This is a genomic window from Streptomyces hygroscopicus subsp. hygroscopicus, from assembly GCF_030269125.1.
Classification (GTDB): Bacteria; Actinomycetota; Actinomycetes; order Streptomycetales; family Streptomycetaceae; genus Streptomyces; species Streptomyces hygroscopicus_C.
The window spans coordinates 518,102-540,124 of record NZ_BSSM01000002.1; the positions used below are offsets into that span (position 1 = coordinate 518,102).

Sequence of the window (22,023 nt, forward strand, 5' to 3'; positions counted from 1 at the left end):
GCGCCGGACCGGCTGGGGCCCGGCCGCGGCACGACGGCGCGGCTGACCGGCCGGGCCCGCGACCCGCCCCCTCACACCACCGCCCGCGCCAGCCACGTCCCGATCGCCGCCCTCGGGAGGCTGTCCGCCGGGCGGCGGCGGGGGTGCACCGTGTTCGCCAGGAGCACCAGGAACGTGTCCGTCGCCCGGTCGAGGACCAGGGACGTGCCGGTGAAGCCCGTGTGGCCGGCGGCGCCGTGGCCGGAGAGGGTGCCCATGAACCAGGGTTGGTCGAGGGCGAAGCCCAGGCCGGGTGGGGTGAGGAGGAGGGAGGTGAAGTCGGGGGCGAGGATGCGGGCGGGCCCGTAGGAGCCGCCGGCGAGCAGGGCGCGGCAGAAGACGGCGAGGTCGCGGGCGGTGGAGAAGAGGCCCGCGTGGCCGGCGACGCCGCCGAGGGCCCAGGCGTTCTCGTCGTGGACGACGCCCCGCAGCATCCCCCGGTCGGCCTTGGCCCAGGGCCGCCACTGGTCCTCGGTCGCCGCCGCCCCCGGGCATGGTCCGAACCCGGTCGCGGTCATGCCGAGCGGCCGGGTGATGCCGTTGCGCACGAGCACGTCGAGGGTGCGGCCCGTGATGCGCTCCAGCACGAACTGGAGGAGCAGCATGTTCAGGTCCGAGTAGCGGTAGGTGCCCGGCGGGCTCGACGGCGCCTCGGCGCGCAGCATCGTCATGCGGGCGGCGCGGTCCGGGCAGTCGTACAGGGGGAGTTCGGGGCGCAGTCCGGAGGTGTGGGTGAGCAACTGCCGTACCGTGACGCGGTGCCGGGCCACGGCGCGGAACTCCGGCAGATAACGGGCCACCGGGGCGTCCATGGCCAGCGTGCCGCGCTCGATCTGCTGCACCGCCGCGACCGAGGTGAACAGCTTGGTCAGGGAGGCCAGGTCGAAGGGGGTGTCGACGGTGACCGGCACCCGGTCCTCGGGCGGCAGTTCGACGCCGGCGTCGGTGCCGGGGTCGTAGGAGGAGTAGCGGACGGCCCAGCCCGCGGCCTGCGCCACGGCGATGACGGGCCCGCGGCCGGCCATGACGACCGCGCCGGCCGCCCAGGGACGCGGTCCGGCGGTGAGGGCGTGCACCTCGCCGACCAGGTGCCCGAGCGCGTCGGGGTCCAGCCCGGCCCGCTCCGGTGTGTCGGCGCGCAGTCTCGGGGCGCTCAGTTCTCGTCTCCTTCCGACCCCGTACGGGTGTTCTCCCGCGTGTTCCAGGGACGGCACATTCCCACGAAGCAGGCCCCCGCGACCAGTGCGGCCGCCAGTTGGACGACGGCCATCGGAACGGCGGTGCGTTCCCCGGCGATCCCGACGAGCGGCGAGGCGACCGCGCCGATGAGGAAGGCGGAGGTGCCGAGCAGCGCGGACGCGGAGCCGGCGGCGTGCCTGGTGCGCAGCAGCGCGAGGGTCTGGGCGTTGGGCATGGTCAGGCCCAGCGCGGACATCAGGAGGAACAGCGCGGCGGCGACGGGCGCGAGTCCGACCTCGCCGAGGGCGCCGGTGGACATCAGCAGCAGCGCGGTCGCGGCGAGCGTGATCACCGCGAGCCCGGTGGCCAGCACCTTGTCCAGGCTGACCCGGCCGACCAGCACCTTGCCGTTGAGCTGCCCGGCGGCCACCAGGCCGACCGAGTTGAGCCCGAACAGCAGGCTGAAGGTCTGCGGGGAGGCGCCGTAGATCTCCTGGATCACGAAGGGAGACGCGCTGACGTAGGCGAACAGCGCGGCGAAGGCGAAGCCGCCGGCCAGCATGTAGCCGGTGAAGGGCAGGTCGGCGAGGAGCGAGCGCATCGAGCGCAGTGCGTCCCCCGCTCCCCCGCCGCGCCGGTCCCGCGGCGCCAGCGTCTCGGGCAGCCGCAGCCAGACCAGCACACCGAGCAGCGCCCCCACCACGGTGAGCACCACGAACACCCCGCGCCAGTCGGTGACCCGCAGGATCTGCCCGCCGATCAGCGGCGCCACGACCGGCGCGACCCCGGAGATGAGCATCAGGGTGGAGAAGAAGCGGGCCATGGCGACGCCGTCGTAGAGGTCGCGTACGACGGCCCGCGCGATGACGATGCCGGCCGCGCCCGCGAGGCCCTGGGCCAGCCGGAAGGCGACGAGGGTCTCGATGCTGGGGGCGACGGCGCACAGGGCGGTCGCGACGAGGTTCACGGCGAGGCCGATCAGCAGCGGCCGGCGCCGGCCCCAGCGGTCGCTCATCGGGCCGACCGCAAGCTGGCCCAGCGCCATGCCCAGCAGACAGGCGGTGAGGGTGAGCTGGACGGTCGCGGCGGGTGCGTGCAGGGAGCCGGTGACCTCCGGCAGGGACGGGAGGTACATGTCCATGGCGAGCGGGGGCGTCGCGGTCAGGCCGCCGAGGATGAAGGTCACGAGGAGGCCGGCGCGGCGGGCGGCGGGGGACGCGGGCGGTGCGGTGGTGTTCTCCGTCTGCGGTGTCGGTGCCGCCGCGTGCTCGGGCATGAGTCCCCTTCCTGGGTAGCGGCACCCCCGATGAGGCGCCCTTGGTTGAAACTTCCACTGAATCGCGGCTCCTATGTTCCCAGCCCGGACAAACTATCGGGGAACATATGCGCGACAAAGGAAGGCGACCGCCGTATGGCGGACAGTCAGTTCCGCATCGCGGACAGCCCGCCTACTGTGCGGGCCATGACTGACACCCCATCGAAGATCGCCGTCGTGACCGGCGCCGGTTCCGGGATCGGCCGGGCCGTCGCCCTGGAACTGCTGCGGACCGGCTGGTCGGTGGCACTGGCCGGGCGGCGCCCCGAGACGCTGGAGGAGACGGCGGCGCTCGCGGCCGGGGCGCCCTCGATCGTCGTGCGCACCGACGTGGCGCGGCCCGAGGACGTGGCGGCACTGTTCACGGCGACGGTGGAGCGATTCGGCCGGCTGGACCTGCTGTTCAACAACGCGGGCACGTTCGGGCCCGGCGGCGTCCCGGTCGAGGAACTCCCCTACGAGGCCTGGCGGCACGTGGTGGACACCAACCTCAACGGGGCGTTCCTGTGCGCGCAGGCGGCGTACCGGACGATGAAGGAGCAGGACCCGCGGGGCGGCCGGATCATCAACAACGGCTCGATCTCGGCGCACACGCCCCGCCCGCACTCGGTCGCCTACACCGCGACCAAGCACGCGCTGACCGGCCTCACCAAGTCGCTCTCGCTGGACGGGCGTTCGTACCGGATCGCGGTCGGGCAGATCGACATCGGCAACGCGGCCACGGAGATGACGCGGCGCATGCGGACCGGCGCGCTCCAGGCGAACGGCGAGACGGTGCCCGAGCCGATGATGGACGTGGCCGAAGTGGCGCGCACGGTACGGCACATGGCCGAGCTGCCGCTGGAGGCCAATGTGCAGTTCGCGACGGTGCTGGCGACGGGGATGCCGTACATCGGGCGCGGCTGACCGCCACATCCGGCCAACTCCCGCTCCTCGCAACCCTGTTCATACGGCCCGCCTTCCGGCATCCCGGGTATTGCGGCGAGTCGAGACCCTGTGCTCCACTCTTCTCCACGAGAGCTTCACAGTTGGGGCGGATGGGTTCCGAGGCCATCGCGAGGGGGGGACACGGCGGTCGTTCCGTCCCACCGGCCGCCTCGCCGGAGGCGGGACGACCGCCGTACGACGTCAGCGCCGGTGCCGTCCGCCGCCCTGGTCGGTGGGGGCCGGGGGCTCCTGGGGGTCCGGCTCCGCCGCGCGGGGCGCGGGGGGCTTGCGGGTGCCGGTCGTAGCGCGGGCCGCGAGGACCTGGCGTCGGCGCCGCAGCAGAAAGCCCCCCGCCGCCGCGAGCAGGGCCGCCGTGCCCGCCGCGCCCTCCACGAGGCGCGTGGCCGAGGGACCCTTGGCCGGTGCGCCCGCCGCGCCGGCCGCCGCCTGCCCGACCCCGTGCGCGGGCGCCGGGGACGCGGTCGCGCCGCCCTCGCTGAGCGGCTTGACCAGCGCGCCCACCGGCTGGGCCGCGCGGCCGTGGGTGAAGCCCCAGTCGAGGAGGGCCGCGGTCTGCTCGTAGACGGCGTTGCTGCCGGCGACCGGGTGCATGACCGTGACCAGCAGGGTGCGGCCGTCGCGGGTGGCGGCGCCGGTGAAGGTGTTGCCGGCGTGGCTGGTGTAACCGTTCTTCACGCCGATCAGGCCGTCGTACGTCTTCAGGCCCCACGCCCCGGTCAGCAGGCGGTCGGTGTTCTGGATCTGGAAGGTCTTCCTGCCGCCCGCCGGGAAGTCCGCGACGCGGGTGCCGCAGTAGCCGCGGAAGTCGGGGTCCCGCAGCCCGTGCCGGGCGAAGAGCGTGAGGTCGTACGCCGACGACAACTGGCCGGGGTGGTCGAAGCCGTCGGGGCTGACCACATGGGTGTCCAGGGCCTGGAGGTCCCGCGCCTTGGCCTGCATCTCCGCGACGGTCTTGGCGATGCCGCCGTTCATGTGCGCGAGGACGTGCACGGCGTCGTTGCCGGAGCGCAGGAACACGCCCTGCCACAGCTGCTCGACGGTGTAGGTGATGCCCGCCTTGATCCCGACGAGGCTGGAGCCGGCCGGGACGTCGGAGATGTCGGAGTCCTTGACCGTGTACTTCTCGGTGCGGTCGAACTTCTTCAGCACGGTGTCCGCGAACAGCATCTTCAGCGTGGACGCGGGCGCGAGGCGCTGGTGGGCGTTGAAGGAGGCGAGCACCTCACCGGTCGTACCGTCGGCGACGAGCCAGGCGCGGGCGGTGAGCAGCTTGGTGGGGACCGCGGTGGCGCCGTCCACCTGGAGCCCGCGGCGGGCCAGCCGTTCGCCGCCGATGGCGGTGGCCGCCGGCGCGGCGAGGGCCGGGGCGGCCGCGGACAGGGGAAGGGCGGCGGCCGTCAGCCCGAGGACGGCACGCCGGCTGAGCCGGGAGGAATCGCGCACCCCGGGACGGTACACCGCGCCGAGCAGCGGATTCGGCACTGAAGGGCGGTGAACGCCAGGGAATTTGCCACGTTATGAAAATCTGACCGGATACCGTGCGCCGGCCGACGTGAGCAGCCTCACGCCTGGCCGGTCTCGAAGCGCGAGATCCGTCCGTCCTCGTCCACGGTGAAGCTCCACCTGGTGTTCATCTCGCCCCAGGTGTCGTTGCGGTACCGGGCGACCAGGGCACGGCCGCCGCGGGACTCGTTGTCGACGTCGATGTGACCGTGGGACGAGAAGATCTCGCGGTCGATCCAGTCGGCGAGATCGCGGTCGGAGCCGTCGTCGGACATCGTCGCGTCGGGGGCGAGCAGGGCCAGGAAGCCCTCGCGATCATGGGCGTTGACGGCGTTGACGAAGGCCCGGACGGCCGGATCGCGGAGTTTGGCTGGCTGAATCGTCATGGCGCCAGGCTCACACCGCGCCTCTCGCCCCGCCACCGGAGCGCCCGGCGGGGGGCGTCCGATGGTGTGACCGGTGTGACGGTGGTAACACGAAGAGGACAGAAGAGGAACTCTGCCTCATCGGCTCGGCATCGGCTTGGGAGTCACCGTGACCTGTTACGACCGACGTGATCTGGGCCTGCTGCTGCTCCGGCTGGGGACGGGCGGGGTACTGGCGGCGCACGGCACACAGAAGCTGTTCGGCTGGTTCGGCGGCCACGGCCTGGAGGGCACCGGCCAGTTCATGGAGTCCGTCGGCTACTCCCCCGGCAAGGCGAGCGCCACGGCCGCGGGCCTCGCGGAGACCGGCGGTGGGACGCTCCTCGCGCTGGGCCTCGCCACCCCGGCGGCGGGCGCGGCGGCCGCGGGCGCGATGGCGGGCGCGGCGGCGGTGCACGCGCCCAACGGCTTCTTCGCCCAGGAGGGCGGCTACGAGCACGCGGCGACGCTGGGCCTCGCGGCGATCGGCCTCGCGGTCGCCGGACCGGGCCGGCTCTCCCTCGACCACGTGCTCGGCCACGTCTTCGACCGCGGCTGGATGGTCCCGGCCGCCCTCGCGGCGACGGCGGCGGGCACGGCGGTGGTGGTGGGCGCGCGGGCGAGGCGGGTGCGGGCGAAGAAGGAGGGTGAACAGGAGGCGTTGTTCCAAGACGTCGAGGGGCAATAGGGCGGAGGGGAGCGGGGCACCGGGCCGTGGAGACGGCGGGCGGCGGACGGCGGGGGTTCGCTGCGGTGGGGCGGCGGGTCCCATGGCGTGGCGCGCCGTCGGGAGCCGACACGGCGGACGCGGGCGCGGGGCTCTGTGACGTGCCCTGGGACTCGGGCAGGGCCCTGCGGCACCCCCGGGAACCGCGGCTCGACGGGACACCGGGCGCGGGACTCGACGGGGTGACCTGGAAACCCGGCTCGACGGGAGACCGGGCGCGGGCCCCTACGGCACGCCCTCGGGCTCGACTCGGCGAAAGGCCAGGGCGGGGCCCCACGGCGCCCCCGGGAACCCGGCTCGCCCGGACACCGGACCCAGGACTCCACCGGGTGACCTGGAAACCCGGCTCGACGGGAGACCGGACGCGGGCCCCTACGGCACGCCCTCAGGCTCGACTCGGCGAAAGGCCAGGGCGGGGCCCCACGGCGCCCCCGGGAACCCGGCTCGCCCGGACACCGGACCCAGGACTCCACCGGGTGACCTGGAAACCCGGCTCGACGGGAGACCGGACGCGGGCCCCTACGGCACGCCCTCAGGCTCGACTCGGCGAAAGGCCAGGGCGGGGCCCCACGGCGCCCCCGGGAACCCGGCTCGCCCGGACACCGGAACGGACCCCTACGGCACGCCCTCGGGCTCGACTCGGTGAAAGGCCAGGGTGGGGCTCTGGGGCGCGCTGTGAGGAATCGACTCGGCGAAAGGCCGGGGAAGGGCCGCACCGTGTGCCCTGAGTGCTCGGATCGACTCGGCTCGGCGGGAAGCCGGGGCGGGCTCTACGGCGGGCAGTGGGGAGTCGGCGCGATGGACGCCGGCCCGGGAACCCGCAAGGCGCCGGGGCATGTTGGCACGGCGGGCGCCGGGCGCGGGGCTCTGCGGCGTGCCCGCGTGGCGGGCGCGGGGCTCTGCGGCGTGCCGCGTGGCCGCGCGTGGGAGGCTGCCCCGTATGACCGACCAGGACTCGACCCGCCAGGACTCGACCCCCCTCGGCCTCTGGCCCGCCATCGACGAGCTCTTCTCCCGCCTGGAGGCCACCCAGACGGCCCAACCCGGCCGGGAGGGACTGCTGCTGCGCATCCTCAAGCTGTCGGAGGAGGCCGGCGAGGTCGCGGAGGCGGTGATCGGCGCCACCGGCCAGAACCCGCGCAAGGGCATCACCCACACCTGGGACGACGTCCAGGCGGAACTGTGCGACGTGGCGATCACGGCCCTGGTGGCCCTGCGCACCCTGACCCCGGAGGCCGGGGAGGTGTTCGAACGGCATCTGAAGGGGGTGCGGGAGCGGCCACTGAAGCGGTCGGTGTAGGGGGCCGGCCGCCTCCTGGAGCCGGACCCGCCCGGTGCGTCCCGGCAGCGGGGTCGGGCCCGCCCCGTCGACGGCGAGGTGTCGCACCGGGGGGCGCGGCTCAGTCCCCGAGGGCCGGCACGGCGAGCTGCCCGGCGACGACCGTCAGCCAGCCGCTGGGCGAGTAAGGCGCCGGAGGGTCCACCTCCATGCCGAGCTCCGCGAGGGCGAGGGCATAGTCGGACTCGTCCAGCTCCAGTGCGAGCAGTTCCTGCAACTCCCCGACGAGGCGGGCCACGAGCTGCCGGTCGGTGGTGTGCCGGTAGTCCTCGACGGCGGCGTGATGGTCGTCGAACTCGTCCGGCATGTCCTGGGAGAACCATCCCCCGAGGAACTGCCCGAGTTCCGGGAAGCGGGCGTGCCACTCCCAGTGGGTGGCGGGGACCGCGGGCGGCGGCACCTCCCCCGTCTCGATGCTGTCCTTGACGTGGTCCGCGAGGCAGCGCAGCCAGGACTGGATCTCGCCCTGGGGCAGGCCGACATCGGGCACGGCGTAGAACTCGCCGAGACGCAGCCGAAGCCGCCCCGGCGGGTTGTCGGCGTACTCCCGCAACTGCCGTTCGGCCACGGCGAGCGCCCACGGCCGGCTGTGCCAGGTGTACCGCAGGTAGGCGGTCAGGGCCGCACCGGGCCGTTCCGGGGTGTCGTCGGCCGGTTGGCCGAGGTAGGCGCGCATGACCTGGTCGAGCTCGCCGTAGCGGCGGTCGTGTTCGAGGGGGCTCAGGGGCACGGTGGTCAGCCTCTACGGGTCTACAGATAGATCGGGAACGTGGAGTGCACGGCGAAACCGTGCGGGCGTGCGGGGTCCCTCCTGAGGACCACCCGTGCGGCCCGCACCTCGACGGGCTCCCGGCCCGCCAGCATCATCGCCTGCAACAACACCCGTCCCACCGGCTGCTCCCGAGCGGGCCAGGCCGCCTCGATACTCAACCGCGCCCGCGTGGACTGCGCGAGCCAACGGTGAATGAGCTGCTCGTTGGCGGTGACGACCTGCTGGGTGGCCCATTGGGCGGTCTCGCGGTCGGGGTAGGTGGCGGATCGGGTGCGCATCAGCCGACGCCCCCGCTCCGCTGTGCGCCAGGCGGTGTCCAGAGCGGTGAGTGGGCTTCCTTCAGGTGCTCGATGCAGTGCCGGGCGAGCAGCGGGAAGAAGTCGAGGAAGTCCGCGCTGCCCGATCCACCGCCCATCACCCCGAAGAAGAACGTGTCCATCTGCTCCTCGGTGTGGAAAAGAGCGAGTGCCTGGTAGCACTCGGACACGACGCTCGGCAGCTGCCACGGGCACTGCGGGTGTGACTCCTCGATGAACATGCGGATTCCTTCCTCCACGGTGGAGTCCTGCATGTCGTCGCTGACCGCCGCGCCGTCTTGGCCCCAGTAGATCGGCATGATCTGGGAGAAACGCGGGAATCGCAGACGCAGCTCATCCGCGCTCAGCGGGACGTCCTCGGAGGACCGCCAATTCCCGCTCTCCAGATGCTCGGCGATCTCCCGGAGGACCTGGGGCGTGCGGTCCTCGGTCTCCGCGCGAGGAATCCGACCGAGAGCTTCGTGCGTGGGACAGACCTCGAACAACTCGGCGGCCACACGCAGTTCGGCGGCGATCTCGCGCAGATTGCGGCCACCGTCCTGTTCGGCAGTCCGCATTCCACGGATGAGAGGGAACAGTCGCCTCCGCCACTGAGCGGAGTCGTCGGGAATCCTTGTGTTCCACCCGTCATACGGGGCCAGGAGTACGCGAGCCCCCTGAAGGCTCCAGTAGTCCACAGATCTCGCATCCGTCATGTGATCATCCTACTTCTTACAGATCTTTCGGCATCGAGGTCATCACGGTGAAGGGAGGATCGAGATCCTCGTTGTAGACGAGGCGCGTCTCGACGCCCTGCACAGGCCTCGCTTTGTCCGCCGGGAAAGGATCGCTCTTGAGTTCCGCCTTGCTGATGCTCCGGCCGCTGTCTCCGTACGGAGTATTGGGGACGCTGATGTCCAGTCGCTTCCGCTTGCCGGGGTCGTTTTCCTTCTGCTCGGCGATCCATTCGCTGATCTGCTGGGAATTCTGGTCGATGTTGTACTGCGTCATCTTCTGCGCGGAATCCAGATCGGCAAAGGTCGACGCCTCCCCGACCTGGGGCTGGCCATAAGGCCAGTCCGTACCCGGGCGAGGCGGTTTCTTGAGCTCGTCCCGCAGACGTTGCGCCAACTGCTCATCGGTCAGGCCGACATGCTTGGTGACGGTGTGCGAGTTCTGCATCCACTCCGTGGAGGCCAGATCGACCTTGTACACCCCGTGGTCGGCGTCACCCGGCGTGCTCCACTTGTGCTCGTTCTTGAAGTCGTTGAGCGAGCGCGCCCCGAACGCCTCGGCCCGCGCCTCCTCCGCCACGTACGTCGGAGCGCTCAGCGCCGCCTCGTTCAGCTCGGGGATGAGCGCCCGGAGCTTCTCCGCCCCTTCGTGGAACGCCTTGTTGTAGTCGTCCACCGCCTTGTCGGCCCCGGACTTGTCCATGTGCGAGCGGAAGACCACGACCACCTTGCCGAACGTCGCGATGGCGGCCATCTTGGTGAAGTCCTCCCAGCTGAAGCCGTCGGGCGTCAGGTCCTTGACCGTGGCCTTGGCCGCCTCGATGCCGAGGTGTTCGGTGATCTTGCGGCACGTCTCCGCGGCGGTCGCCACATCGTGGAATGCCGTCTTCATCTCGTCGCCGGTCTTTTTCAGCACCTCGATGATGGGGCGGCGGGCAGACGGCGCCATCGAGGGATTGGTGCGCCAGTCCCGCCCTCCGGTGTCCTGGGGGCCCATGAAGCCGCCGTCCGGCTTCCAGCTCCGCCCCCAGGCAGTCGTGCCCCAGATCGACTGGCAGAAGGCGTTCATGGCGCCCTGCCACTCGCTGTTGCCGCTGTCGGTCAGGTACGCCATGCAGCCGGTGAACGACTCGGCGGACTTCTGCGCGGACTTTCCCGCGGCTTCCCAGGCGTTCCCGATACTGCGCAGATCGTCGGTCTCGGCTCCGGGAGTGATCTCGGCCGTCTTGCCCAGCCTCAGGCCCTCCTCGATGGCGGGCTTGATCAGGTCGGCCAGGAAGTCGGGGACTTCGCCGATCGCGCCCACGATGGGGATGTCCGTGCCATCGCCGGTCCCCGTCCACTTGATCGAGGCGACGGGACCGTAGGACACGTTGCCCACGCCGATCGGCGGATCTCTGCGCGGTGGCGGCCCATAGACGCCGCGGGACGCCCAGTCGGCTGCCACGTAGTTGTTCGCCGTCAGGGTGAGCCCGACGGCGACCCCGCCGATGCTGGCCACGGCTTTCGCCCAGACCTCCAGGAACAGCTTGGCGACCTCGTCGTACGCCTTCACGAAGTCGTCGGGGCCTGACCCCTTTCCAGCCGCTTGCCGGTGGTTCACGTCCTCGACCAGGTGCGTGGCGGCCTTGTGGAAGGTGAATTGTTCGTCGCGGACGAGCGCGGACGTGTAGTAGACGTGACCGGGCTCGATGTGGAAACCCTTGCCGTCACTTCCCGGCGCGGCCTGCTTCAGCTGCTCCCGCTCCCACTTGCGGCGGGCGTCCGACGGCCGGCCGTCGGCGCCGGTGGGAGGCGGCGGCGGAGGCTCGTAGTTCGGATCCGGGGACGTGCCGGGACTGGGACTCGGCAGCTTGGGCGAGCTCGGCCCGGAGTTCGAGGGGTGGGGGTCCGCGGAGGGACTGGCGGAGGGAGACGGCTGTGGCGGGGGCGGGGTCGCCATCAGGCCGCCCCCCAACCACGCAGTACCGCACGGTGCGCCGCCGCGTAGTTGGCGTGGCCGGTGGTGACGTACTCGTGCAGCCACTTCTGGGCCGCCTGGAGATCCTGGGCGGAGCGGTCCCACTCGTCGAGCTTCTGCACGAAGACCTCGCGGGCTTCACCCTTCCAGGACAGGACGACCGGTTCCGCACGGTCGAAGAGGTCCTCCAGCTCGCCGTTGAGTTGTCTGAGGATGTCTTCCAGGTCGGAGGCGAGTTCGTGCAATGTGGAGAACGAGACGGTGATGTGGTCGTCGCCGGAGCCGGCCGACATGATCCCCCCTGTGTCGGTACGTCAGAAGCCGTCGAGTGCGCTGCGCGGGTGAACTGGTGTGCCGTCGGCTTCGGCATACGGCGTGGAGAGCCTGTCGACCGCGCTGTCGATGTCGATGTGGATCCGCCGCATGTGTTCGAGCACCTGGAGGTCATCGGCGCTGAAACCGTCGCGGCTCAGCCGCACGGCCTCTTCGAGCTGCCTCAGCACTTCCCGGATGCGCACGGCGTCCTCCGCCGCCGCGCGGTGGAACTCCCGGTACGCCGTCGCCGCGGGCCCCCGCCAGCCGGCCTCGATGCGGTCGACCAGCTCGTCCATGCGCCGGACCTGCTGGTCGAGATGGTTCTGCATGTGGTCGAGGTCGTTCGCCAGCTTGGTGAGGTCCTCGGACGACACGTGCAGGTCGGCGCCTTGCTGGTGCCCCTGTCCCGTCCCTCGCCTGCCCATGTCGCATCTCCCCCGGTCACCAGCGGTACCAGCGGCCCGCCGACGAGGCCATTCTACGGCGGGCCCGCCGGAAGACCTTCCGGGTGCTTCCGGTAGTCAACTCCTCACCCGCGCAGGTGAACTGGACGCGCAGCGGTCGCACGGCGGCTCATCCGTTCGACAGCGCCACGGCCCTGGTCGCCGCTTCCGTCACCGACGCGTTCGCGCCCGGCGGCATTCCCCGCGATCCGCGTCGCGGCATTCTGCTCGGCCTTCGCCCGGACCCGTGACACCCCAGGTGACGCCTCCTCGACCGGGCAGCCCCGTCCGGCAGCATCTGCACGGTCGTCTCCAGGGGCGTCACACCGGCTCCTTATCGGTATCGGCACGAGCCTCACAGCGGCGTCGCGCCCCTCCCGGACGCCGGCTACTGCGGCCCGAAGGAGATATTGCCGTGGACGTCACGAGCCTGGACGAGGTTCGTGACGGTTCCGCTGTTGGTGTTGTGCAGGCCAGGCATGTCGGGCAGCTCACGTACGACGTCGAGCAGAGTCGGGCGCTCGGCCAGGACAGCGGCGAGGTATCCGGCCCAGTACGCTCTCTGGGCGGCCTCGTCGTCGCCCATTCCTGCGGCCTGGCGGTGGGCCGTGTCGAGGCGGCGCTCGACATCGGCTCGCGCTTGGCCGGTCTGCCGGCTCCAGCGACGCGCCAGGGTGTCGCGTACGTGTGTCCAGCCGTCGGTGAGAATCGCCGTGACAAGGGCCTGGGCGCTGGGCAGGAGCACGGATGTCATCGGGTCCATGAGATGATCACGCACCTTTGCGGTTCGGCTTCGCCCGTCATGGTGGAAGGTGGCTGACGGATGCGCGTAGTGCTGATGTCGTACGGGGCTGAGGGCTTCGAGGACCTGCAAGCGGCATGCGAGGCAGCCGGTCATTCCCCGGTCGCGTACGTGTGCGCTGCATCGCAGGATGGGGCTGCCGCGGATGAGGTTCTGGCGGCGATGCCGCCCGGTCCCGATCTGCTGGTCCCTCGCAGTCCGCAGGGTCTCGCGCTCGGCCTCGCCGGATACGAACCCGATGTCGTCGTGTGCTACGGGATTCCATGGCGCCTGCCCGCGTCTGTGCTGCGCATGCCACGGCTTGGGGTGTTGAACGTCCATCCGTCGCTGCTTCCGCGGCACCGGGGGCCGATGCCGGTGCACTGGGCCCTGCGGCACGGTGACGAGGAGACCGGGGTGACGGTCCACTGGATGGACAAAGCGTTCGACAGCGGCCCGGTCGTGGCCCAGCGCGGTGGCATTCTGCTGCCGGACGACCTGGTCGGCGACGTGGTCTTCACACAGGTCCGGGAAACGATCCGGGCTCTGGTGCCGGAGGCGCTGGCCCTGGCGGAAGGGGGTTTCGCAGGGACGCCGCAGGACGAGTCGCTGGCGTCGTACGAGGGTTCCATGGGGCCCGAGAGCTCGGTCATCGACTGGAGCCGGCCGGCTCGGGAGATCCACAACCTGGTGCGGGCCTACCGTTTCGGCCTGTTCGCCGTGCCGGGGCCGCTGGCGGTCGTTCGGGGCGAGTGGGTCAGTGTGCTGCGGACCAGCGTCAGCGAGGTGAGCGGTGTGAGGATGCGGTGCGGGGACGGGTCGCTGTGGGTCACCGAATCGGTGCCGCTTCCGGCTCGTGATCACTGGCTGGCCCCGGCGTGAAGTCGTCACCGCTGGACGATGCTTTCCCGTAGTCGTACAGCGCGTGGATCGGTGAACGCCGTGAGCAGGTCGCATGCGTCCGCTCGTGCGTCAGCGGCCTCCTGCGGTGCGCCGGCACGGTCCAGGGCATCCGCCAAGTGCGCCAGCGTTCTTGCCATCTCCCATGTCTGCTCGAGGTCGCGGTAGATGGTCACTGCCCGGCGGTGGCATTCGGCGGCTTCCTGGGCGCGGCCGAGTTGCAGATGCGTCTGCCCGAGGCCGTTCCGAGCTGCGGCTTGGCGGGCGCGGTCCCCCAACTGTTCTTGGAGCGCGGCGGCGCGACGGTAGGAGACCAGTGCCTCGGTGGGATGTCCAGTGGCGCGTTGGGCATCACCCAGGGCCAGTAGCCAGTAGCCTTCCGCGGCTGCGCTGCGGATCTCCGTGGCGATGGCTACGGCCTGCTCGGCGTGTGCCAACGCGGCATCCGGGTTTCCGCAGTCCAACTCCGCCATGGCGAGGAGCCGGAGAGCATTGCCCTCGGCGTGACGGTCGCCGCGGTCCCTGAACACCTCGATGCCCCGGCGCAGCGGGCCGAGGGCGCCGACCGGGTGCCCGAGTTCCAGTTCCACCTGCGCGAGGTTGACTGCTACGCGAGGCTCCCAGAACCCGTCGTTCAGCGCGGAGAGCAGCTGCCTGCTGTCTTCGAACGCCGCCTGCGCCTGTGCGAGGTTGCGGCGGCGCAGTTCGAGCAGGCCGAGGCCGTTGAGCGTCAGCGCCTCACCGAAGGTATCGCCAAGCTCCCGGCGCAGGGTCAGCGCCGTCTCGTAGTGCTCGGCGGCGGATGCCAGGCACTGGGACTGGGCGTACGCCATGCCGAGGCTCTCCTCCAGTTCGGCTTCGGCGCCCACGTCGCCGTCGCGCCGGGCGGCCTCCAGACCGATCTGCGAGGTGGCGAGCCAGTCCTGGAACGGATTGTTGGTCATGTAGACGGCACGCAGGACAACCGCCAGCTGCCAGGCGATCCGGTCCAACCTGCCGCCCGCGGCCGCACGCACGGCAGCCACCAAGTTGTCCCGCTCCGCCTCGTACCAGCGCATCGCCTGCGCCTCGTCGGCGAAACGCAGCTCCGGCAGTCCCGCGTCGGCAGGTACCAGCTCCACGCGGGGCTCCTGCGGTGCGACGCGTGCCTGCACCGCGTCGGCGGTGTGCAGGTACCAGGTCAGCACCCTGTGCAGCGCGTCGTGGCGCTCCTCCGGGCTCTGCTCCACCCGCGCCTGATCGGCGGCATAGGCACGCAGCAGGTCATGCAGGCGGAAGCGATCAGAGGCGGTCTGATCGACCATATGCGCGGCAACGACGACATCAAGCAGGCGTCGCGCGGTACGGATGTCGACTCCTGCGAGGGCTGCCGCGGCCGTGTCGCTGAAGTCCGGCCCGGGGTGCAGTCCGAGCAACCGGAAGAGCCGGGCGGCATCTGAGGGCAACGCGCGATATGACCATGTGAACACGGGGCGCACCGCCTCGGACTCCTCGTCGCCGTCTGCCGACAGGACTTCCCACCGACCGGACTCGTCACGCAGCTCACCGATCAATTCCGCCAGGTCCATCAACGGCCGCCCCGCCGCGCGCTCGGCAGCGATCCTGAGTGCCAACGGCAGGCGCGCACACAGCGAGGCGAGCTCCGCCACCTGCGCTGGATCGTCCTCGTCCCGGTAGCCCCGGGTGACGCTGCGCAGCAGAGCGACCGAGCCGTCCTGGTCGAGGACATCCAGCGTGAGACGCCGTGCTCCCTCCCGAATCGTCAGGCCAGGCAGACGGTGCCTGCTGGTCACGATGACCAGGCAGCCCGGCGTCGCCGGCAGCAAAGGCCTGACCTGGGACGCGCTGGCCGCGTTGTCGAGCACGATCAGCAGCCTGCGGCCGACAAGCCCCGAGCGGAAGGCCGCAGCCATGTGCTCGCCCTCGGCATGAACCGCGTCCGCGGGGGCGCCAAGCACCCGTAGGAAGCTTTCGAGGACACGCTCGTACCTGACCGGGGCCTGGAGGTCGTAGCCGTGGAGGTCGGCATACAACTGGCCGTCCGGGAACCGGTCTCGGACCGCGTGCGACCAGTGCAGGACCAGGGACGTCTTGCCGACTCCCGCAGTGCCGGTCACCAGCAGCACCTGTGGATGGGCGAGACCGTCGTCGAGCAGACGGTCTAGGGCCTCGCGCTCGGCGCGTCGATTGACGAAGCCCTGCCCAGCCAAAGGGAGTTGGTAAGGCACCGGTGGCCGCACGCGATCGGGCGCCGGAGCATGGAAATGCACACCGCCCCGCACGTCGCGGGCCTGCACGACGTCACGGGCGGTGCCGGAGAGTGAGGAGTTGACTTCCTCGCGCGGCTCATGCACCCGTCGGAGGCTTGAGGTGAGCCACTTCGCTGTCGAAGAACGTGCCGATGTCCTCACCCAGCACGTACAACTCCCCAACCCGCGTCGCGACGCGATCCCTCGTGCTCTCACCGAGATACCGCACAGCCCCGTCCAGGACACCCTCCGCGTCGTAGAGGATCTCGTACACCGTGTCGTCGTTGAGCGTGACCAACTCCGGTACCGGATGCTCGCCTTCGTATGCCGCGATGTGTTCCGGGCCGATGACACGGATCAGCTCACCGCACTCGGCCCGCACACGCAGCAGATGCAACTCCCACTGCAAGTACGGCGTGAGCGGCTGCTCCACCACACGGACACGCAGCAGACGACACCGATGGCGCGCAGCCACACGGGACACGTCGAGGAGCTCGGCACGCCGGGCCTCCATCAGCCTCAGCGCCTCCTCCCAGTCCCCCCGGGCAAAGGCCTCCCAGCTCGCATCGCCCGGCTCACGGAAGTGCTGGCGACGTTCGAGCTTCCACGAATCGCACCCGTCAACAGCGAAATCCCTGCTGCGGAAGTCCTCGCGGTAGGCCTCTAGTCCCAGCCGCTCTCCGGACGAGGCGCCAAGAAGGTCACGCATCCGGAATGTGTGTCTTGGCGGTCAACAGAGTGACGCGCGGGATGACCACGAGGCGTTCCCCACCGCCGATCACCGCATCCTCGGGCAGCCCCTCGGAATAGACCGCCGTAAGGTCACGACCGATGACCGCGAAGTCGCCGTTGTCGAGCTCCCAGATGTCCGGGCAACCGTCCCGGCCCCCAGTCGTGCCCAGCTCCGATGGCGCGACGCCGATGCGCCGGGCCAGCCGCGCCTGCGGATCCGCGTCCCACGTACCGCCCATGCGTCGCCCCCTGTGTGATCTGGCCAGACCGCCTACCCAGCGTACGGATGGGGCGACAGACCGTCCACGGGTACTCGCGGGAATCAGCCATCTGGTACACAGACGGCATCGAGCTGTTGACCGGACTACCGAGTGATACGCCGGGAGCGAGCACATCCCCCGCTTGGCCTAGTCGGTAGACGTTGCGCATCCGAACGACGAAGGAGCGCACCGAAGTTGGACGCGGCATGTCGTCAGATCCTGTCGATCTGCCTGCCCCGATGGGGGCGGGTGGCTGAAGGCGCAGGGGCCGCGACTTCGTGCTGTGGCTGCGTGCCGCGTCAGCTCCCGCGGCAGATCAGCGACGCCGCCCGCGCCTCCGAGCTCCTTGAGGTCCGCGGCGTCGACATCGACTGGGGGATCAGCGAGTACGCGTCGAGCGGAAGGGTTCCCAGGCTGAGCAGTGGCTGCCGTCCAGCCCGGAGTCGTTCATCTGGTTGCGGCTCTACCAGTGCGATCAACTCCCGGACAAGGGCGAGGTCGTCCCGCTACTGCAGATCGTGCCGTCCAAGAGACCCCGGCCTTGCCCCCGACACGCCTGGCCTCGTTCGGCTGCCCGCACCTCCACGGGCCGGGCGGCAGGCCGATCCCGTCGGCCGCTGACCGCGTCGGGGGTGAGACCACCGGAGCCGGTGGCGGTCGAGGGGCCTGGTCCGCGGCCCGGAAACGCGGTTGCCGACCAGATCACTCCGTTGCGGTCAGGCACTCGGCGAGCAGGTCGACGACGTCGTACCAGGCTCGCCGCGCGTGCCGTGGGTGGTAGCCGACGCCGGGGACCACGGGGTGGTCGACCGGCGGGTGGTGGAAGGCGTGCAAGGCGCCGCCGTAGACCACGAGGCGCCAGTCGACGCCCGCGGCCTGCATCTCGGCGGTGAACGCGTCCCGTTGCGCGGGCGGCATGATCGGGTCTTCCGACCCGACCCCGGCCCACACCGGGCAGCGAATGCGCGCCGCCTCGCCCGGTCGGCCCGTGGTCAGCGCGTTGACTGTTCCGATCGCGCGCAGGTTGACGCCGTCGCGCCCGAGTTCCAGCCCGACGGCGCCCCCGGTGCCGTAGCCGACGGCGGCGATCCGGTCGGGGTCGGTCCGCGGGTCGGCGCGCAACACGTCGAGCGCCGCATGCCCGATGCCCCGCATCCGGTCGGGATCGGCGAGCAGCGGCGTGCAACGGGCCAGCATCTCATCAGGGTCACCCAAATAGCGCCCGCCGTGGAGGTCGAAGGCCAGCGCCACGTATCCCAGCTCGGCGAGAGCATCGGCCCGGCGACGCTCGACGTCGCTGAGCCCCATGCCCTCCGGCCCGAGCAGCACCGCGGGCCGGCGATCGACTCCGGCCGGGAGTGCGAGGTGCCCGATCATCGTCAGACCGTCGGCCGGGTACTCGACCGTGTGCGTGGTAATCGTCGCCATGCGACTGGACGGTAGTGATCGTCGCGTCCGGTCGGGCCGCTGTTCCGCCGCTGGCAGAACAGCGCTGTTCCTCTGAGATGCGGCGACGGCTCATGATCCGCCACAAACCCTGTTCCCGCGGCAGCGGTTTCGGGCCACCTGCCCTGGCCAGGTGCTGGAGGTGGACCTGCCGGTTCTCGCCGAGCGCAGATCGCCGACGGTCTCCTTGATCGTCCTGGCGGCCTCCGTCAGGAATCACCGAGACCGCCGGCCGTCGTCCCGTCGGCCGGCTCCACCATGGCCCAGCCTGTCGCGCGAAGACCTCCGACCGAGGTCAGAGGCCCTTTCCCGGGCGAAGCCGCAGGTGGCGGCAGACGAGTCGGGCTGTACGCCGGGTTCTGTTCCCCAGGTCCCTCGCGGGGCCCGGGGCGACGGCCATCCATCTAGGGCCGGTGTTGCCACCGGCCTCGTGCGGTCTACCCGCGGACTCGGGCGGGCAGCCCTCGAACGTCCGCGCAGAAACACCGGGGTGTTTCCTTTTGACCTTGCTCCGGGTGGGGTTTACCTAGCTGCCCAGGTCACCCTGGGCACTGGTGGTCTCTTACACCACCGTTTCACCCTTACCGAGGACCGAGGTCCCCGGCGGTCTGCTTTCTGTGGCACTGTCCCGCGGGTCACCCCGGGTGGCCGTTAGCCACCACCCTGCCCTGTGGAGCCCGGACGTTCCTCGGGAAGCCCCCTAGGGGGACTCCACGCGGCCGTCCGCCCGGCTCGTCTGCCGTGCCGACCATGGTACCGGTCGTGTGCGGCGCCGCGGACCCGCGGCCGTCCCCAGCACCGAGCCCGCCAGGATGAAAGCGAAGGCCAGGAGCACGGGGAGGGTCAGGGGCTCGTGCAGGAAGGCGGCGCCCGCGGCCACCGCCACGGCCGGGTTCACGTAGGTGATGACCGTGGCGCGGCTGGGGCCCGCCTCCTTGATCAGTTCCAGGAACGCCACGAACGCCAGGGCCGTGCAGATCACGCCCAGCGCCGCGAGCGCGGCCAATGCCCGCGGCGAGGGGACGGCGGTCGGGTGGGTGAGGGCGGCAGCGGGGGCGTAGACCAGGGCGGCCAGGGTGAGGCAGGGGGCCGTCAGGTGCAGGGAGGGCACGTCCCCGAGGTGGCGGGCGGCTATCAGGGGCGCCGTGGCGTAGCCCACGACGGTGAGCAGGACCTCGGCGAGGGAGCGGGCGTCGCCGCCGGTGAGGTGGGGCAGGGCCAGCACCGCGACCCCGGCGAGGCCGAGGGCGAGGCCGGCCAGCCGCCGGACGCCGAGGTGTTCGGTGGTGCCGAGGAAGCGGGCGGCGAGGAGGCCCACGATCGGCACGCCCGCGATCAGCAGGCCGGACGTCGAGCTGGACAGATGGCGCTCGGCGTCGGTCAGGGTGAACCAGGGGACGACGATCTCCAGGACCGCGAAGGCCAGCATGGGGCGCCAGTGGGTACGGATCGTGCGGGGCAGGCCGCCCTGGCGCAGGGCGAACGGCAGCAGCAGGGCCGCGCCCAGCGCGCAGCGGGTGAACACCAGGACGGGCGGTGACACCTCGGCCACCGCCACCTTGATCAGCAGATAGGGAATGCCCCAGACCACTCCCATCAGGGAGAACAGGAACCAGCCACGTGCAGTCATGCGGCGAGTCTCGGCCACGCCCTCAGCGGGCGTCTTGAACGCTGTTGCGGTACGCCGCCGGGGTCACCCCGACCACCCTGCGGAACCAGCGGGTCAGATGCGCCTGGTCCGCGAAGCCGACGAGCCCCGCGACCTCCGCCGGCCGCAGCCCCGCCGCCAGCAGGCCCCGTGCCCTGGCCACCCGGTACTGGGCGAGCCAGGCGTACGGCGGTATGCCCGTCGCCGTGCGGAAGGCGCGCAGCAGCTGGTACCGGGAGAGGCCCAGGTCGGCGGCGAGCGAGGCGAGCGTCGGCGGGGCGGTCAGCTCGTCGGCCAGCCGGTCGCGGACGGTTCGCGCGACGGCGGCCGCGCCGGGCACGCGGTTGTGGATCGGGCGGGCGGTGGAGTGCCGCCGGGCGAGCGCGGTGAGCAGCCAGGGCAGCCGGGACTCCGCCTCCAACGGATCCGGGCAGGCGCTGAGTTCGGCATGCGCGCGGGCCAGCGCCATGGCCAGTTCGGGGTCGTCCAGGAGGGGCTCGGAGAAGTGCGGTGCTCCCCCGGCGGTGCCTTCCCCCAGGAGGGACGGCTCGGCGTACAGGGCCCGGTACGCGTACCCGTCGGTGGCGTTCGCCGGCCCGCCGGTGTGCACCTCGCCGGGGTCGAGGACGACGATCGTCCCGGCGCCGGTGCGGATGTGCCCGCCCCGGTAGCCGATCACCTCGTACCCGCCGACGCAGACGCCGATCGTGTACTCGTCATGGGCGTGCGGGGCGTACGTGTGCCTCCGGAAGCTCGCGGTGAGCAGATCGAGCGGCGGACCGCCGTGGCCGAGTCTGGCCCGCCGCCACAGGGCCTGTTCCGCCCCGGACGCGCTCACTGCCTCTGCCATCGGGCGCCCCCTCGTCGCACGGCGGCCACCCCGCCCGCCGGTGCAACACCCGCCGGGGCCCGCTCCCTTCCGCGACCGTCCGGCGGCGCACGGCGTGACGCCGGTGCCGGACGTCCGTGACGGGTGTGGAGCGGGTGTGGAGCGGGTGCGGATCGGGTCGGACCGGGTGCGGCCCGGGTGCGTGGGGACACGCGGATACCGCCGGAGGCGCTCAGGGCCGTACGGCGGGAGACGCGGAGGCGCTCGTGGGGGCGCTCATCGCGGGGGTGAAGCGGGGGTGAAGGGGACGTGGGCAGCACCCCGTACGCTGGCGTGCGAGCGCAAGAGAAGGAGTACGTGGTGCTGGTCCTGCTGCCGCCCTCGGAAGGTAAGGCCGACTCGGGCGAGGGTGCCCCGCTGCGGCTGGAGTCGCTGTCCCTGCCGGGGCTGGCCGACGCGCGGGAGGCCGTGCTCGGGGAGCTGGTCGGCCTGTGCGCGGGCGACGAGGAGAAGGCGCGCGAGGTGCTCGGGCTCAGCGAGGGGCTGCGCGGCGAGGTCGCCAAGAACGCGGCCCTGCGCACCGCCGGCGCCCGTCCCGCCGGGGAGATCTACACCGGGGTCCTGTACGACGCCCTCGGCCTGGCCTCCCTGGACGCGGCGGCGAAGCGGCGGGCGGCGCGCTCGCTGCTGGTCTTCTCCGGGCTGTGGGGCGCGGTGCGGGTGACCGACCGGATCCCCTCCTACCGCTGTTCGATGGGGATCAGGCTGCCGGGGCTCGGCGCGCTGGCCGGGCACTGGCGGGCGCCGATGGCCGAGGTGCTGCCGGAGGCGGCCGGGGACGGCCTGGTGCTGGATCTGCGCTCGACGGCCTACGCGGCGGCGTGGAAGCCGAAGGGCGAGGTGGCGGAGCGGACGGCGACGGTCCGGGTGCTGCACGCACCGACCCGCAAGGTCGTCAGCCACTTCAACAAGGCGACGAAGGGGCGGATCGTACGGGCCCTGGTGTCGGCCGGCGCCGCGCCTCGGGACCCCGCGGAGCTGGTGGAGGCGCTGCGGGAGCTCGGGTACGTGGTGGAGGCGGCGGAGCCGGGTCGGGCGGGGAGGCCCTGGGAGCTGGACGTGCTGGTGGAGGAGGTCCACTAGGAACCGTGGGCGCCGTTGCGGTACGTGCGACGGTGATTGCGGGGAGTGCGGCGGCTCGACA

General features: G+C 71.6%; 22 protein-coding genes, 1 other RNA gene and 1 pseudogene. 6 read left to right on the forward strand and 18 right to left on the reverse strand.

Annotated features, from left to right (window positions below; all coding sequences use genetic code 11):
- Positions 1 to 71 precede the first annotated feature (71 nt).
- Together QSK45_RS06790 and QSK45_RS06795 are read right to left on the reverse strand one after the other, a co-directional pair.
- Entirely contained in the window at positions 72 to 1,253 is a 1,182-nt protein-coding gene (locus QSK45_RS06790) for a serine hydrolase domain-containing protein (RefSeq protein WP_285554235.1), read from the reverse strand.
- Entirely contained in the window at positions 1,193 to 2,494 is a 1,302-nt protein-coding gene (locus tag QSK45_RS06795) for a multidrug effflux MFS transporter (protein ID WP_285554237.1), read from the reverse strand. Before QSK45_RS06795 ends, QSK45_RS06790 begins: the two co-directional genes overlap by 61 nt.
- Positions 2,495 to 2,680: 186 nt before the next feature.
- Here QSK45_RS06795 and QSK45_RS06800 point away from each other — a divergent pair, with 186 nt between their 5' ends.
- Complete coding sequence (locus QSK45_RS06800; RefSeq protein ID WP_285554239.1) at positions 2,681 to 3,439, forward strand: SDR family oxidoreductase; 759 nt, start codon at positions 2,681 to 2,683, stop codon at positions 3,437 to 3,439.
- Between the two features lie 222 nt (positions 3,440 to 3,661).
- On the opposite strand, the gene QSK45_RS06805 is transcribed toward QSK45_RS06800, so the two are convergent.
- Entirely contained in the window at positions 3,662 to 4,924 is a 1,263-nt protein-coding gene (locus QSK45_RS06805; RefSeq protein ID WP_285554240.1) for a D-alanyl-D-alanine carboxypeptidase family protein, read from the reverse strand.
- A gap of 119 nt (positions 4,925 to 5,043) precedes the next feature.
- A complete protein-coding gene (locus QSK45_RS06810) occupies positions 5,044 to 5,370 on the reverse strand; it encodes a nuclear transport factor 2 family protein (RefSeq protein WP_285554241.1) in 327 nt (108 codons plus the stop codon).
- Positions 5,371 to 5,518: 148 nt separating this feature from the next.
- Here QSK45_RS06810 and QSK45_RS06815 point away from each other — a divergent pair, with 148 nt between their 5' ends.
- Complete coding sequence (locus QSK45_RS06815; protein ID WP_285554243.1) at positions 5,519 to 6,076, forward strand: DoxX family protein; 558 nt, start codon at positions 5,519 to 5,521, stop codon at positions 6,074 to 6,076.
- Between the two features lie 979 nt (positions 6,077 to 7,055).
- Positions 7,056 to 7,415 carry a MazG-like family protein gene (locus QSK45_RS06820; RefSeq protein WP_285554244.1) on the forward strand — a complete coding sequence of 120 codons (360 nt, stop codon included), beginning with the start codon at positions 7,056 to 7,058 and terminating at the stop codon, positions 7,413 to 7,415.
- 100 nt (positions 7,416 to 7,515) lie between these two features.
- Here the strand turns inward: QSK45_RS06820 and QSK45_RS06825 are convergent, their stop codons facing one another.
- From QSK45_RS06825 to QSK45_RS06850, 6 genes are all read right to left on the reverse strand, one after another.
- Complete coding sequence (locus tag QSK45_RS06825) at positions 7,516 to 8,184, reverse strand: contact-dependent growth inhibition system immunity protein (RefSeq protein WP_285554246.1); 669 nt, start codon at positions 8,182 to 8,184, stop codon at positions 7,516 to 7,518.
- 20 nt (positions 8,185 to 8,204) lie between these two features.
- Positions 8,205 to 8,504, reverse strand: coding sequence for an RNase A-like domain-containing protein (locus tag QSK45_RS06830; RefSeq protein ID WP_285554248.1), 300 nt, complete (start codon positions 8,502 to 8,504; stop codon positions 8,205 to 8,207).
- Positions 8,504 to 9,100, reverse strand: a complete 597-nt coding sequence (locus tag QSK45_RS06835; RefSeq protein WP_285554250.1) for a hypothetical protein — start codon at positions 9,098 to 9,100, stop codon at positions 8,504 to 8,506. The genes QSK45_RS06830 and QSK45_RS06835 overlap by 1 nt, the downstream gene beginning before the upstream one ends.
- Before the next feature lie 154 nt (positions 9,101 to 9,254).
- Positions 9,255 to 11,198, reverse strand: coding sequence for an RNase A-like domain-containing protein (locus tag QSK45_RS06840; RefSeq protein ID WP_285554252.1), 1,944 nt, complete (start codon positions 11,196 to 11,198; stop codon positions 9,255 to 9,257).
- Positions 11,198 to 11,509, reverse strand: a complete 312-nt coding sequence (locus QSK45_RS06845; protein WP_285554253.1) for a WXG100 family type VII secretion target — start codon at positions 11,507 to 11,509, stop codon at positions 11,198 to 11,200. The genes QSK45_RS06840 and QSK45_RS06845 overlap by 1 nt, the downstream gene beginning before the upstream one ends.
- A gap of 21 nt (positions 11,510 to 11,530) precedes the next feature.
- Positions 11,531 to 11,956 carry a WXG100 family type VII secretion target gene (locus QSK45_RS06850; RefSeq protein ID WP_285554254.1) on the reverse strand — a complete coding sequence of 142 codons (426 nt, stop codon included), beginning with the start codon at positions 11,954 to 11,956 and terminating at the stop codon, positions 11,531 to 11,533.
- Positions 11,957 to 12,072: 116 nt separating this feature from the next.
- Between QSK45_RS06850 and QSK45_RS06855 the strand changes: the two genes are divergently transcribed.
- Positions 12,073 to 12,225, forward strand: coding sequence for a hypothetical protein (locus QSK45_RS06855; RefSeq protein WP_285554256.1), 153 nt, complete (start codon positions 12,073 to 12,075; stop codon positions 12,223 to 12,225).
- Between the two features lie 137 nt (positions 12,226 to 12,362).
- Here the strand turns inward: QSK45_RS06855 and QSK45_RS06860 are convergent, their stop codons facing one another.
- The gene (locus QSK45_RS06860) at positions 12,363 to 12,728 is read right to left on the reverse strand and encodes a hypothetical protein (RefSeq protein WP_285554258.1); all 366 of its coding nucleotides are present in this window, start codon (positions 12,726 to 12,728) and stop codon (positions 12,363 to 12,365) included.
- Positions 12,729 to 12,797: 69 nt separating this feature from the next.
- Here QSK45_RS06860 and QSK45_RS06865 point away from each other — a divergent pair, with 69 nt between their 5' ends.
- A complete protein-coding gene (locus QSK45_RS06865) occupies positions 12,798 to 13,637 on the forward strand; it encodes a methionyl-tRNA formyltransferase (RefSeq protein WP_285554260.1) in 840 nt (279 codons plus the stop codon).
- 5 nt (positions 13,638 to 13,642) lie between these two features.
- Here QSK45_RS06865 and QSK45_RS06870 read toward each other — a convergent pair whose 3' ends face one another.
- From QSK45_RS06870 to QSK45_RS06900, 7 genes and pseudogenes are all read right to left on the reverse strand, one after another.
- The gene (locus QSK45_RS06870) at positions 13,643 to 16,009 is read right to left on the reverse strand and encodes an ATP-binding protein (RefSeq protein ID WP_285554262.1); all 2,367 of its coding nucleotides are present in this window, start codon (positions 16,007 to 16,009) and stop codon (positions 13,643 to 13,645) included.
- Positions 16,002 to 16,613, reverse strand: coding sequence for a DUF6879 family protein (locus tag QSK45_RS06875; protein WP_285554264.1), 612 nt, complete (start codon positions 16,611 to 16,613; stop codon positions 16,002 to 16,004). Before QSK45_RS06875 ends, QSK45_RS06870 begins: the two co-directional genes overlap by 8 nt.
- Entirely contained in the window at positions 16,606 to 16,875 is a 270-nt protein-coding gene (locus QSK45_RS06880) for a hypothetical protein (RefSeq protein WP_285554266.1), read from the reverse strand. Before QSK45_RS06880 ends, QSK45_RS06875 begins: the two co-directional genes overlap by 8 nt.
- A gap of 723 nt (positions 16,876 to 17,598) precedes the next feature.
- A complete protein-coding gene (locus QSK45_RS06885; protein ID WP_285554268.1) occupies positions 17,599 to 18,324 on the reverse strand; it encodes a dienelactone hydrolase family protein in 726 nt (241 codons plus the stop codon).
- Between the two features lie 350 nt (positions 18,325 to 18,674).
- An RNA gene (gene rnpB, locus QSK45_RS06890) (RNase P RNA component class A) lies at positions 18,675 to 19,077 on the reverse strand.
- Positions 19,078 to 19,195: 118 nt separating this feature from the next.
- A pseudogene (locus QSK45_RS38325) lies at positions 19,196 to 19,972 on the reverse strand (DMT family transporter); the annotation flags it as partial.
- Positions 19,973 to 19,994: 22 nt separating this feature from the next.
- The gene (locus tag QSK45_RS06900; protein WP_285554272.1) at positions 19,995 to 20,840 is read right to left on the reverse strand and encodes a helix-turn-helix domain-containing protein; all 846 of its coding nucleotides are present in this window, start codon (positions 20,838 to 20,840) and stop codon (positions 19,995 to 19,997) included.
- A gap of 339 nt (positions 20,841 to 21,179) precedes the next feature.
- Here QSK45_RS06900 and yaaA point away from each other — a divergent pair, with 339 nt between their 5' ends.
- Positions 21,180 to 21,962: a peroxide stress protein YaaA gene (yaaA, locus tag QSK45_RS06905; protein WP_285554650.1), complete on the forward strand. Its 783-nt coding sequence runs from the start codon at positions 21,180 to 21,182 to the stop codon at positions 21,960 to 21,962.
- Positions 21,963 to 22,023: the final 61 nt, after the last annotated feature.

Excerpts from the sequence above, each read along its gene's own strand:
- QSK45_RS06860 (WP_285554258.1), bottom strand. The coding sequence starts at position 12,728 with ATGACATCCGTGCTCCTGCCCAGCGCCCAGGCCCTTGTCACGGCGATT.
- QSK45_RS06795 (WP_285554237.1), bottom strand. The coding sequence starts at position 2,494 with ATGCCCGAGCACGCGGCGGCACCGACACCGCAGACGGAGAACACCACC.
- QSK45_RS06880 (WP_285554266.1), bottom strand. The coding sequence starts at position 16,875 with ATGGGCGGTACGTGGGACGCGGATCCGCAGGCGCGGCTGGCCCGGCGC.
- QSK45_RS06810 (WP_285554241.1), bottom strand. The coding sequence starts at position 5,370 with ATGACGATTCAGCCAGCCAAACTCCGCGATCCGGCCGTCCGGGCCTTC.
- QSK45_RS06835 (WP_285554250.1), bottom strand. The coding sequence starts at position 9,100 with ATGCGGACTGCCGAACAGGACGGTGGCCGCAATCTGCGCGAGATCGCC.
- QSK45_RS06820 (WP_285554244.1), top strand. The coding sequence starts at position 7,056 with ATGACCGACCAGGACTCGACCCGCCAGGACTCGACCCCCCTCGGCCTC.
- QSK45_RS06885 (WP_285554268.1), bottom strand. The coding sequence starts at position 18,324 with ATGGCGACGATTACCACGCACACGGTCGAGTACCCGGCCGACGGTCTG.
- QSK45_RS06900 (WP_285554272.1), bottom strand. The coding sequence starts at position 20,840 with ATGGCAGAGGCAGTGAGCGCGTCCGGGGCGGAACAGGCCCTGTGGCGG.
- QSK45_RS06830 (WP_285554248.1), bottom strand. The coding sequence starts at position 8,504 with ATGCGCACCCGATCCGCCACCTACCCCGACCGCGAGACCGCCCAATGG.
- QSK45_RS06800 (WP_285554239.1), top strand. The coding sequence starts at position 2,681 with ATGACTGACACCCCATCGAAGATCGCCGTCGTGACCGGCGCCGGTTCC.
- QSK45_RS06875 (WP_285554264.1), bottom strand. The coding sequence starts at position 16,613 with ATGCGTGACCTTCTTGGCGCCTCGTCCGGAGAGCGGCTGGGACTAGAG.
- QSK45_RS06850 (WP_285554254.1), bottom strand. The coding sequence starts at position 11,956 with ATGGGCAGGCGAGGGACGGGACAGGGGCACCAGCAAGGCGCCGACCTG.
- QSK45_RS06840 (WP_285554252.1), bottom strand. The coding sequence starts at position 11,198 with ATGGCGACCCCGCCCCCGCCACAGCCGTCTCCCTCCGCCAGTCCCTCC.
- QSK45_RS06865 (WP_285554260.1), top strand. The coding sequence starts at position 12,798 with ATGCGCGTAGTGCTGATGTCGTACGGGGCTGAGGGCTTCGAGGACCTG.
- QSK45_RS06845 (WP_285554253.1), bottom strand. The coding sequence starts at position 11,509 with ATGTCGGCCGGCTCCGGCGACGACCACATCACCGTCTCGTTCTCCACA.